Raw genomic sequence first — 11,054 nt, forward strand, 5'->3', positions numbered from 1 at the left:
TCAACAGAGTGCAGCACCAAAGGTCAAGCAGATTCGGTCCGATCAGCCTGCGCCGAAGACAACGTGAGCATGATGAAGCTACCGAATTCCTCCTACCAGCTTTGGCACGTGCTGAATTTTTGCGGTGTTTTGTGGTATCCATTGCAGCGTTTGTTCAAAGGGCATCGCACTCGCAATTCCGAATCCTTGCACATGGTCGCACCCCAGTTGCGCCAGAGTGGTATGTTCTCCCACAGTTTCCACACCTTCTGCCAGAGTTTCGACCCCAAAGTGTTCCGCCATGGCGAGGATCGCATTTATAACCTGTTTTTGTTTTGAACACCTGTCGGCTCTTGCGACAAAAGAACGGTCTATTTTAATGCGGGTCACGCCAAATTGATGGATCGCCCCGATCGAAGCTTGGCCAGTTCCAAAATCATCAAGATCAATTCTGCACCCGAGCTGCTCTAACTGATGAATGTTTTTTGTGATAATGTCGTCATCGACGTTTGACACGACCGTTTCCAGAATCTCAATGACCAGGCGGTCAGGGTTCAGGTCAAAGTGATCCAATTCCCATTTGATTTTTTCGATGAGCGCGGGGTTGCTTAGCTCGGGTCCCGAAAAATTCACCGCTATAGCCGGGACGTCGAAACCGGCGTTGTCCCAGGCCTTCAGCGCCGCAAAACCACCGCGCATCATTGTCTCTGCCAGCTGTTCGAAAAGATCAGCTTGGTCCACCAAGGGAAGGAAATCCGACGGGAGAATAATGCCCTTGGTCGGGTGTACCCAACGCGCGAGCGCCTCAAACCCGCTTATTTCCCCGGTGTGTGTCGAGATTTGAGGCTGAAACCAGGGTTGAATCTGGCCGGACCGAAGAGCCTGTCGGATTTCCTCACGTCGGTCTGGCGAACTGGGAGGCACGGCAGGCGGCTTGACAGGCAGCCGTTCGATCGCGGAGGGCCCTTGTTCGCGAGCCTTGGCAAGTGCGGATACTGAACGTTCAAGCCACGCAGCGGCCGTGACTTCTGCGGCAGAGGAAATGAGGCAAAATCCGATGGAGACAGAAATTGGCACCCGTTCGCCGTCAATGTGAATGGTCTCTTGAAGAGTTTGCTGAAATCGATCTGCCATATCTCTGCATAGAACAGTGTTCAGATAACGTACCGGGGCTATACAAACTGCGAATTGCGCGTCGTTGCGCTGGCAAACCAAATCGATATCGCGCACAGAGGCGAGCAGCCGCTCACCGATGCTTTTGACCGTCTTTTGCATCGTACTGCGACCGTACTGGTCACAGAGGTCTTGAAAGTTGTCAATTTCAACGCAAAAGAGTGAAGACTTCAGGTCCTTGCTTGCGACGTGCGATATCACCTGTTCAATACCTTCCTCGAAGATATCATAGCCACGCATGACAGGTTCCGGATCAGGTGCTGTCAAAAGCCGATGAACAGAGCGCCTTAAATGACTTTGGTACAAATACAGCGCCGGAATGATTGAGAACAGCACCAACGTTACCCCCTTGAGGCCAAACCAAATCATCGCAAGACCCAAGGCAGGGATAAACGCCAACGCGGGCGGGCTGGTCACCCAATGAACAACCTGTCGGCGCCCTTGCAAGAGCTTGGTTTCGATCATTGACACCACGGAAAATCCCCCTTTGACTCCATCAGTCGGGTCACGGGGGCATTGTTAAACGGTGCCGGGTGTCGGAGATATTAATCGCGGCGATGCAAGCGCCTTTGAATACCGAAAAGTCTAGGTGTTTCTCAGTAGACCAGCGAAATCGAACAGCTTTGGGTCAAGCAAATGTGAGGGCCGAGCATTCATCAAGGCCCGAAACATGACTTGGCGCCGGCCGGGGCTATTGGCTTCCCACCCATCAAGGATGGCTTTGACCTGCTGTCGTTGTAACCCCTCTTGAGAGCCACATAAGTCACAAGGAATTATGGGATAATTCATCGCATTGGAGAATCTCTCGCAGTCGGCTTCGGCGACATGAGCAAGAGGGCGATACAGGAAAAGATCACCTTCCTCGTTGACCAGTTTCGGGGGCATCGTCGCCAGGCGCCCACCGTGGAAAAGATTCATGAAAAATGTTTCCAGAATATCGTCGCGATGATGCCCGAGAACAACGGCAGTGCACGATTCCTCGCGGGCGATCCGGTACAGGTGCCCACGGCGCAACCGGCTGCATAAGGCGCAAAACGTGCGACCGGCGGGAATTTTATCCATCACGATCGAATATGTGTCCTGATATTCGATTCGATGTTTTACCCCCATCTTTTCAAGAAAGGCGGGCAGCACCGTAGCAGGGAAATTCGGCTGACCCTGATCAAGGTTGCAGGCAAGAAGTTCGACAGGCAGCAAGCCACGCCATTTAAGCTCGTGGAGAATCGCTAGCAGAGTATAACTGTCCTTGCCTCCCGACAGACAAATCAGCCATTTGCCGCCCGGTTCGATCATCCCGTATTGTTCAATGGCTTCGCGGGTTTGCCGCACCAGCCGCTTGCGAAGCTTGCGGAATTCGGTGCTTTGGGGGGCACCGTGAAACAGGGGATGGATGTCATCTGGTTGATCAAGCATGAAGCTGGATTAGTCGAACCGCCCCGAGCGATCAAGCACAGGTTTCAGTGGCGTCATATCTGCATCCCGAGGTTAATGCAGATACCTTGAATTTAGCGAGGCACATCGTCGATGCCACTGCCGCCCCAAGGGTGACACCGTGCAATGCGACGAAGTGCCAACCACCCGCCCTTTAGGCCGCCGTGACGCTGCAACGCTTCAAGTGCATAAGCGCTGCAAGTGGGGTGATATCTGCAATTATGTCCCACCCACGGGCTGAAAAACAAACGGTACCCTTTGACCGGAACGGCAAGGATCCGCGCGAACAGCGTCATCGGACCTTGCCATGCAGAATGCCAAGCGCCTTTGAAAAATCGCGTTGCAGTTGGTCAAACGGCAGGTTTGCTGTCGCGTCTTTACGGCCGACAAGCACATAGTCCATGCCAACCAGCCCGGATTGGGGCAAAGCGAGGCGGGCGATTTCGCGCAACCGCCTTTTGGCGCGGTTGCGGGCAACCGCATTGCCGACTTTTTTGGAGCAGGTATAGCCTATTCTTATGCCTTCGGCCTCATTCTCGGCGCGCTGACGCATCTGTAGAATAAAGCCCGGCATTGCGACACGCGGCGCACCGGTTGCCCTTTGAAAGTCAGGTCTGTTTTTAAGGGTCTGCACGCGCACAGAAACCGCCGGGGGCTTATCCCCGTGGTTGGCGTTTGTGCCATCCATAGGTGCCTCCGACGGTGTCATATCTACCAACAACGAATGTCGCGAATTACGCGCTCAGTTCCTTACGGCCTTGTGCGCGGCGAGCGTTGATAATTTTGCGGCCCGCTTTTGTTGCCATGCGTGCACGAAAACCGTGACGCCGCTTGCGTACCAGGTTTGAAGGTTGAAAGGTGCGTTTCATCGCTCCGACTCCACTTAATATTTTAGTTGGCACCGGATTCGGCGCATCACTGTCAATTCAAGCCCTGCCTCTAAAGCTGCAATGCGCCCAAGTCAAACCCTAGGGGCTGGATTTTTACAGCTCTGCAATAAATTTCGCGTAATCCGAACGGAATGTTTCAATAATGCAAGAATGGCCGCGCCCTGCGGGATGTAAACCGCCTTTTTTATCAAGCAGATGTGAGGCCCCTATCTGCATCGGCATAAATAGCCCATTTATACGCTGACGGATAACATACCTCTATGTAAAGGCGACCAGCAGATATGGCATCAGGGACTAACCATAAACCCACTTGGTTTCGGTATTTGCCGATCATCGCCATCTTTATGGTAACTGTCGTGGGGTTCTTCACGGTGGGTGACTATCTGAATTTTGATACATTGCGTGACAACCACAAGGTTCTGATCGGATTCCGCGACGAGAATTTTCGCATTACCGTTATCGGTTTCATGACAATTTATATACTCATTGTCGGGTTTTCGCTGCCCGGTGCTACTCTCGCCACGATTACGGGCGGGTTCCTGTTCGGGACCCCTTGGGGGGTATTGATCAATGTTACGGGTGCAACCTTAGGCGCGGTGATGATCTTTCTTGCCGTGCGCATGGGCTTTGGCGAAAAACTGAAAGCCCGTATGGATGCCTCCGAGGGCAAGATACGCAGCATCAAGAACGGTATCGATGAAAACGAATGGTCGATGTTGTTTTTCCTGCGACTGGTTCCCGCTGTGCCCTTCTTCGTCGCCAACCTGATTCCTGCTTTGTTGGGGGTTTCTCTGCTCCGTTTCGTGGTGTCGACGTTTCTGGGGATTATCCCAGGTTCATTCGTCTTTACGTCGGTGGGCGCGGGGCTTGGCCTTGTGTTCGCGCGTGGCGAAACTCCGGACCTGGATATCATTTTCGAACCGCACATCCTTTTGCCGATCCTGGGCTTGTGCATCCTTTCGTTACTTCCGGTTTTGCTCAAGGCGATGACCGGTAAAAAGGAACTGTTGAAATGAACCGCATTAAAACCGACGTCCTTGTTATTGGGGCAGGGTCCGGGGGCTTGTCTGTTGCTGCGGGTGCGTCGCAAATGGGCGCTGATGTCGTGCTGCTGGAAGGCCACAAAATGGGTGGCGACTGTTTGAATTATGGTTGCGTCCCTTCAAAAGCGTTAATCATGTCTGGCAAGGCTGCACATGCTCAGCGGCACTCGGCGCAATACGGCGTGACCAACGCCCGGGGCGAGGTGGACTACGCCGCAGCCAAGGATTTCGTGTCTGACGTGATCGCGCAGATTGCGCCGGTCGATAGTCAAGAACGGTTCGAAGGGTTCGGCGTCAAGGTTATCCGGGCCTACGGGCGATTCATTTCGAATAACGAAGTCCAGGCAGGTGACACGGTGATAAAGGCACGCCGGATCGTGATCGCCACAGGGTCATCCCCGTTGATTCCGCCTATCCAGGGATTGGACAAAACCCCGTACGAAACCAATGAAACCCTGTTCGACCTGCGCGACAAGCCCGAACATCTGCTGATTATCGGTGGTGGGCCCGTGGGTATGGAGATGGCGCAAGCACATGTGCGCATGGGCTGCAAGGTAACGGTGATCGAGGGCGACAAGGCGCTGTCGAAGGACGACCCCGAACTGGCTGGCATTGCGCTGCAATCCTACAAGGATGAAGGCGTTGAAATTGCCGAAGGTGCATTGGCCGAGCAGATCAGCGGCACAGCGGGCGCTATTGAAGTTCGCGTCAAGGATGGCCGGGTATTCAAGGGTTCGCACCTACTGGTGGCTGTCGGGCGCTCCGCCAATATAGCCAATCTGGACCTGGAGAAAGCCGGCGTGGAAACCGAGAGGAATGGCATCAAGGTTGACGCGTCATTACGGACGCGTAACCGCAAGGTCTATGCTATCGGCGATGTCGCGGGGGGGCTTCAATTCACGCATGTGGCTGGGTACCACGCAGGTGTTGTGATCCGTGCGTTGATGTTTGCGATTCCGTCCAAGGCAAAAACGTCCCATATCCCTTGGGCGACCTATACCGACCCTGAACTGTCCCAAGTCGGACTGACTGAAGCACAAGCACGCAAAACCCATGGCGACAAGGTGGAGGTCGTGCGGTTTCAGTATAATCATAACGATCGCGCCATTGCAGAACGCAAAACCAAAGGTCTGATAAAGGTTATGGTGGTCAAGGGTCGACCGGTTGGGGCAGGCATTGTAGGGTATCAGGCAGGTGAATTAATCAACCTGTGGGCATTGGCGCTGGCAAATAACATGAAAATGAGCCAGATTGCGGGAATGGTTGCTCCGTACCCCACAATAGGCGAAATTAACAAGCGTGCGGCGGGCGCTTACTTCAGCCCGCGTTTGTTCGAGAGCGATCTCGTGAAATCCGTGGTTCGGGCTGTGCAGCGTTTCATTCCCTAGAGCAGCAAGATGTTCAGATCTCTTTCAGGCAGGCTACTCATCCTGACCACCATCTTTGTGATGTTGGCCGAGATATTGATTTTTGTGCCATCTATCGCCCGGTTCCGGGTGGAATACATGATGAACCGGCTTGAGCGGGCGCAAATCGCGTCACTGACCTTGCTTGCCAGCGAAATGATCGACCCGGCGCTTGAGGCTGAACTGTTGCGAACCGCGGAAGTCTTCAACGTTGTGTTGCGGCGCGACGAGATGCGACAATTGGTTTTGTCGTCGCCGATGCCGCAAGCGATCAAGGCAACGTATGATATTCGAGATGCATCTGCGATGATGTTGATACGCGATGCCTTTATTCAACTGGCCGACACCGATGATGGTGTCATCCGCGTGATCGGGGCCCCCGTGCAGGATGCGGGATTGTTGATTGAAATCACGATGGAAACCTCGGCGTTGCGCATGGCAATGATAGATTACGGCATTCGCATTCTGGCCCTTTCGGCGGCAATATCACTGATTACGGCATTCTTGTTGTTTCTGACGATGCGGGCGTTTTTGCTCAAGCCGATCAAATCGGTGGTCGGGCACATGCAAAACTATGCTCTGGCCCCCGAAGACGCCCGTCGGATTATCGCTCCCTCAGCCGGAGTTACCGAAATACGCGAGGCCGAAGAAGCATTGATGCGACTGGAAACCGAACTGACGCAGGCTTTGCGACAAAAGGAACGGCTTGCCCAACTGGGTCAGGCTGTCAGCAAGGTCAGCCATGATTTGCGCAATATCCTGACGTCCGCACAGCTATTCACAGACCGGATCGAGATGTCCGAGGACCCGACGGTCAAGCGAATGGCCCCCAAATTGGTGAGTTCGATTACCCGCGCCGTCCATCTATGCGAATCCACGTTGGCGTTTGGCCGCGCAGAGGAACCAAGCCCGACGCTGACGGTGGTTGCGTTGGACCAAATCATCGCCGATGTGATTGACGGTGAAAGGTTGGCGGTGGAAGGGGTGGACATCAGGTTTGATGTGCAAATTCCCAAAGGTCTGATGGTTCGCGCTGACCCGGAGCAGCTTTACCGGGTTCTGGCCAACCTGGTGCGCAATGCGCGGCAGGCGATTGTTGCGGCGGGAAGACCGGGCAAAATCACTGTGACCGCGATCTCTGACGACATCGCGTGGACGATCAAAGTCTGCGACGACGGCCCAGGTTTGCCGCCCAAGGCGCGCGAACATCTGTTCACGGCGTTCCGAGGCGGCGCGCGAAAGGGCGGCTCAGGATTGGGGCTGGCCATTGCTGCCGAACTGGTGCGCGGTCACGGAGGCAAGCTTGAACTAGGTACCACAGGCCCGTCTGGCACCATTTTCACAGTTACCTTACCCAAAGGCGACGGGACGTATTCATAAGAAATGCGGAAATTGCATTTGTTGTTAAAGAAGGGGTTGCAAACCCTCTCGCCCAGAACTAAACCCCGCCCTAACGGACCGATAGCTCAGCTGGATAGAGTACCTGACTACGAATCAGGGGGTCGGGGGTTCGAATCCTCCTCGGTCCGCCACTTCACATACATCAGATATGATACTTGGAAATGATCGTGAACTTCCGCCCCGTAGGGATGGATAAGTCGCCGGTTGTTTGCACGGCTGGCCTGTGCGCAGTGTCGCGGTGCGGACGGCGGAGATCGGCGCGCCTGACAGTGTCAGGCCCTGGATCTTCCGCCTTCCGATTGCGGGTCAGCTGATAGATTGATCCCACGTCATGTCAGTATCTCTGATTTTCACCCGTGTCGGCAGGCCGATGGTGTCAAGCAGGGCGAACAATGGCTTCGGGTCCAGCTCTTCGACGTTTAGCATGGTGCCCAGATCATAGGTGCCGTTGGCGATCAGCATGGCCATAGCGACCGGCGGTACGCCTGCGGTATAGGATATGCCCTGACTTCCGACTTCACGGTAAGCCTCTGCGTGGTCAGAGATGTTATAGACAAATACCTCGGTTTCCTGTCCTTCCTTGATACCTTTGACGAGGTCACCGATGCAGGTTTTGCCGGTATAGTTCGGGGCAAGAGTCGAAGGGTCGGGCAGCACGGCCTTGACCACTTTCAACGGTTCGACTTCCAAGCCTTCCGCGGTTGTGACCGGCTGCTCGGAGAGCAGTCCCAGATTTTGCAGCACCGTGAAAACATTGATATAGTGGTCGCCAAAGCCCATCCAGAACCGGACATCGGCCTGCGGATAATTGGCGGCCAGCGAATGCACCTCGTCATGCCCGGACATATAGGCGGTTTGCTTGCCAACGACGGGCAGGTCCCATTCCCGACCTACTTCAAACATCGCGTTCTCTTGCCATGCGCCTTGCTGCCAGCTGTATACCGTGCCGGTAAACTCGCGAAAGTTGATCTCTGGATCGAAGTTGGTTGAGAAATACTTGCCGTGGTCACCAGCATTGATGTCGACGATATCAATCGACTTTACCTCGTCCATAAACTCGTCAATGGCAAAGCGTGCAAAAGCGTTCACCATACCCGGATCAAAGCCTGCCCCGAGAATAGCGGTGACACCTGCCGCGGCGCAATCCTCGCGGCGTTTCCATTCGTAATTGCCATACCAAGGCGGCGTTTCGCAAATTTTCGCCGGGTCCTCGTGAATGGCAGTGTCGATATACGATGCACCCGTGCGGATACAGGCCTCGAGCACGGTCATATTCACGAACGGGGAGCCCACGTTGATCACGATTTGCACGCCGAGCTTTCTGATAAGCGCCTCGACGGCATCACTGTCCATAGCGTCGAGCTGATGCGCCTCAAATACGCCGCTCTGCTTCATCGCGCCCTTCGCATGCACGCTGGCGATAATGCTATCGCACTTGGAAACCGTGCGGCTGGCGATATGCAAATCACCCAGTACATCATTGTTTTGCGCCGTCTTATGCGCCACGACCTGAGCGACGCCACCGGCACCGATGATGAGAACATTGCGTTTCATTTGTTCAAAAGACCTCGTTTATTTGGGGAATTTAGGAGAGCGCGGATTTGAAATCTTCGTAATCGAAGTCGCGCACCATTGCGACCGTACCATCCAGTTCACGCACGGCGATCCCGGGCATTTTCACGCCGTTGAACCAGTTTTTCTTGACCATGGTATACCCTGCGGCGTCTTGAAAAGAAATCCGGTCGCCAGCCTTTAGCGGTGCATCAAAGCGGAACTCTCCGAAAATATCACCTGCAAGGCACGATTTCCCGCATATCATCCACTGGTGATCACCCCTGTCAGGGTAAACTTTGGCTGGCTCGCGATAGATCAACAGATCCAGCATGTGTGCCTCGATCGAACTGTCCACTATCGCCAGATTTTTGCCGTTGTGCAGCGTGTCCAGAACGGTGACTTCAAGCGTTGCCGCGCCTGTGATGGCGGCTTCGCCGGGCTCAAGATAGACCTGGACGTCAAATGTTTCAGCAAAGCGCTTCAGGCGCGTGGCCAAGCGGTCCAACGGGTAGTCCGGACCGGTGAAGTGAATACCGCCGCCCAGGCTGATCCAGCTCATCCGGTGGATTATGTCGCCAAACCGATTTTCGATCAGCGTCAGCATCTCGGAGAACCTGTCGAAATCATCGTTTTCACAGTTATTGTGAAACATCAGCCCGCTGATGCGGTCCGCTATGGTCGCGATCTCGGCCGGGTCATGTTCGCCCAGTCGGCTGAACGGACGGGCCGGGTCAGCGAGGTCAAATTCCGATGTCGACACCCCGGGGTTTACACGTAGGCCGCGCACATGGTTTTGCGCGGCGGTCTCGAATCTGTTGAGTTGGCTGATGGAGTTGAAAATGATCTTGTCACTGTTCGCCAAAACCTCTGCAATCTCCTCATCGTCATATGCCACTGAATATGCATGGGTTTCGCCGCCGAATTTCTCGTAGCCCAGCTTGACCTCATACAGCGACGAAGACGTCGAGCCATCCATATACTGCGCCATGAAGTCAAAGACCGTCCATGTCGCAAAGCATTTCAACGCCAGCAACGACTTGGCCCCCGACGTATCGCGTAGCCAGGCGATCTTTTCCATATTGGTCTGAAGGCGCGATTTATCGATAAGATAATACGGAGTTTTCACGGCAAAATCCTTTCGAGGAACACCACATGCAAATGCCGGTCCCGATTAGGGGATGTCACGCCGCAACGCAAACCATCAATCAACACTGGTGCCAGTCAGACAGATAGCCCCGGTTGTCCTATATCAAGTCGATGTTTGCGCTAGTTGGTTCGAAAGATCCGGGATTCGCCGATCATCTGTTCAAGTGTGGCGATGCGCTCGGCACTTTGATCCGAGCTTCGCGACTGAACCTCAGCCACCAACGCTTCGATCAGAAAATTGATCGCGAGGGTGGAATCCCAGCTCGAGGGTACTTCGACTGTGGCTCGAAAGCAGTGTTGCGCGTATTTCTCGATCGGAGAACCCCAGGCGTCGGTGAACAAAACGATGTTCGCACCCTGCTTGAGAGCGAGGTCGGCCAGTTTTTCCAGTTCTTTCTCGTACCGCCTGATATCAAAAACAATCAGCACAGCACCCGCGTCCATATCCAGCAGTGATTGCGGCCAGACGCTTGGCGATGAATCAAGCAGCGTGACCTGAGGCCGGATGATCTGTAAATGGTTGAAGAAATAATGCGCGTTTGACCGCGTTATCCTGCCCCCCAACAAATACAGCCGCCGCGTCGGATCAGACAAAAGCCCTGCAACCTGATCAAACTCGGCAAGGTCCAGTCGCTCCAGGGTGCGGTTGATGTTACTCGAGACCGCTTCAATGAAGCGTGAAACGATATGGTCACTACCGCCCACCGGCTTGCTGGCGTCCAACTTGGCCAAAGGTTGCTTCATCCGGGCTGCGATTTCGTCCCGGATAGCGTCCTGCAAGCTGGAAAATCCGTCGAAGCCCAGCTTGCGTGCCAGGCGGATGATTGTGGGGGATGACACATCGGCGAATTCGGCAAGGCGGTTAATGGATTGCAACCCCGTAAGAAGCTGTTCGTCCAGAAGAACAGCGGACACCTTGCGCTCAGCCGCCGTAAGTTCGGCCTGCTTTTCCTTTAACAAATCGCGAACCAATGTCTTTTTATGCAAGGATTGTTCCTTTTAGTACAGAAGGTCGCGCTTTGAAGTGAATA

The 11,054-nt window shown here is 54.4% G+C and carries 11 protein-coding genes and 1 tRNA gene; 4 read left to right on the plus strand and 8 right to left on the minus strand.

The genetic code is table 11. The features are described 5' to 3' along the window. Window positions 1–78: 78 nt before the first annotated feature. The 5 genes from AC13DE_RS12005 to rpmH form a co-directional block, all read right to left on the minus strand. Entirely contained in the window at window positions 79–1,617 is a 1,539-nt protein-coding gene (locus AC13DE_RS12005) for an EAL domain-containing protein (protein WP_483048093.1), read from the minus strand. Between the two features lie 120 nt (window positions 1,618–1,737). Next, complete coding sequence (gene ttcA / locus AC13DE_RS12010; protein ID WP_483047955.1) at window positions 1,738–2,565, minus strand: tRNA 2-thiocytidine(32) synthetase TtcA; 828 nt, start codon at window positions 2,563–2,565, stop codon at window positions 1,738–1,740. Between the two features lie 92 nt (window positions 2,566–2,657). Further along, window positions 2,658–2,879: a membrane protein insertion efficiency factor YidD gene (gene yidD / locus AC13DE_RS12015; protein ID WP_446295466.1), complete on the minus strand. Its 222-nt coding sequence runs from the start codon at window positions 2,877–2,879 to the stop codon at window positions 2,658–2,660. Beyond that, window positions 2,876–3,271, minus strand: a complete 396-nt coding sequence (gene rnpA, locus AC13DE_RS12020) for a ribonuclease P protein component (protein ID WP_446295465.1) — start codon at window positions 3,269–3,271, stop codon at window positions 2,876–2,878. Before rnpA ends, yidD begins: the two co-directional genes overlap by 4 nt. Window positions 3,272–3,317: 46 nt before the next feature. Continuing rightward, the gene (rpmH, locus tag AC13DE_RS12025; protein ID WP_025063397.1) at window positions 3,318–3,452 is read right to left on the minus strand and encodes a 50S ribosomal protein L34; all 135 of its coding nucleotides are present in this window, start codon (window positions 3,450–3,452) and stop codon (window positions 3,318–3,320) included. 302 nt (window positions 3,453–3,754) lie between these two features. Between rpmH and AC13DE_RS12030 the strand changes: the two genes are divergently transcribed. The 4 genes from AC13DE_RS12030 (at window position 3,755) to AC13DE_RS12045 (ending at window position 7,454) form a co-directional block, all read left to right on the plus strand. After that, a complete protein-coding gene (locus AC13DE_RS12030; RefSeq protein WP_446313608.1) occupies window positions 3,755–4,489 on the plus strand; it encodes a TVP38/TMEM64 family protein in 735 nt (244 codons plus the stop codon). Next, the gene (locus AC13DE_RS12035) at window positions 4,486–5,904 is read left to right on the plus strand and encodes a dihydrolipoyl dehydrogenase family protein (RefSeq protein WP_483047956.1); all 1,419 of its coding nucleotides are present in this window, start codon (window positions 4,486–4,488) and stop codon (window positions 5,902–5,904) included. The genes AC13DE_RS12030 and AC13DE_RS12035 overlap by 4 nt, the downstream gene beginning before the upstream one ends. A 9-nt stretch (window positions 5,905–5,913) precedes the next feature. Continuing rightward, on the plus strand, window positions 5,914–7,302 hold the full coding sequence (locus AC13DE_RS12040; RefSeq protein WP_483047957.1) for a sensor histidine kinase: 1,389 nt from the start codon (window positions 5,914–5,916) through the stop codon (window positions 7,300–7,302). A gap of 75 nt (window positions 7,303–7,377) precedes the next feature. Next, window positions 7,378–7,454: transfer RNA gene (locus AC13DE_RS12045), tRNA-Arg, on the plus strand. Between the two features lie 175 nt (window positions 7,455–7,629). On the opposite strand, the gene AC13DE_RS12050 is transcribed toward AC13DE_RS12045, so the two are convergent. From AC13DE_RS12050 to AC13DE_RS12060, 3 genes are all read right to left on the minus strand, one after another. After that, on the minus strand, window positions 7,630–8,877 hold the full coding sequence (locus tag AC13DE_RS12050) for a saccharopine dehydrogenase family protein (protein WP_483047958.1): 1,248 nt from the start codon (window positions 8,875–8,877) through the stop codon (window positions 7,630–7,632). 31 nt (window positions 8,878–8,908) lie between these two features. Continuing rightward, window positions 8,909–10,003, minus strand: coding sequence for a carboxynorspermidine decarboxylase (gene nspC, locus AC13DE_RS12055; RefSeq protein ID WP_483047959.1), 1,095 nt, complete (start codon window positions 10,001–10,003; stop codon window positions 8,909–8,911). Window positions 10,004–10,143: 140 nt separating this feature from the next. After that, on the minus strand, window positions 10,144–11,010 hold the full coding sequence (locus tag AC13DE_RS12060) for a MurR/RpiR family transcriptional regulator (RefSeq protein WP_483047960.1): 867 nt from the start codon (window positions 11,008–11,010) through the stop codon (window positions 10,144–10,146). Window positions 11,011–11,054: the final 44 nt, after the last annotated feature.

This window comes from Sulfitobacter sp. L-8 (assembly GCF_056859255.1).

Coding starts and splice junctions, on each gene's coding strand:
- rpmH (WP_025063397.1), bottom strand. CDS start 3,452: ATGAAACGCACCTTTCAACCTTCAAACCTGGTACGCAAGCGGCGTCAC.
- yidD (WP_446295466.1), bottom strand. CDS start 2,879: ATGACGCTGTTCGCGCGGATCCTTGCCGTTCCGGTCAAAGGGTACCGT.
- ttcA (WP_483047955.1), bottom strand. CDS start 2,565: ATGCTTGATCAACCAGATGACATCCATCCCCTGTTTCACGGTGCCCCC.
- AC13DE_RS12030 (WP_446313608.1), top strand. CDS start 3,755: ATGGCATCAGGGACTAACCATAAACCCACTTGGTTTCGGTATTTGCCG.
- AC13DE_RS12040 (WP_483047957.1), top strand. CDS start 5,914: ATGTTCAGATCTCTTTCAGGCAGGCTACTCATCCTGACCACCATCTTT.
- AC13DE_RS12005 (WP_483048093.1), bottom strand. CDS start 1,617: ATGATCGAAACCAAGCTCTTGCAAGGGCGCCGACAGGTTGTTCATTGG.
- rnpA (WP_446295465.1), bottom strand. CDS start 3,271: ATGGATGGCACAAACGCCAACCACGGGGATAAGCCCCCGGCGGTTTCT.
- AC13DE_RS12035 (WP_483047956.1), top strand. CDS start 4,486: ATGAACCGCATTAAAACCGACGTCCTTGTTATTGGGGCAGGGTCCGGG.
- AC13DE_RS12050 (WP_483047958.1), bottom strand. CDS start 8,877: ATGAAACGCAATGTTCTCATCATCGGTGCCGGTGGCGTCGCTCAGGTC.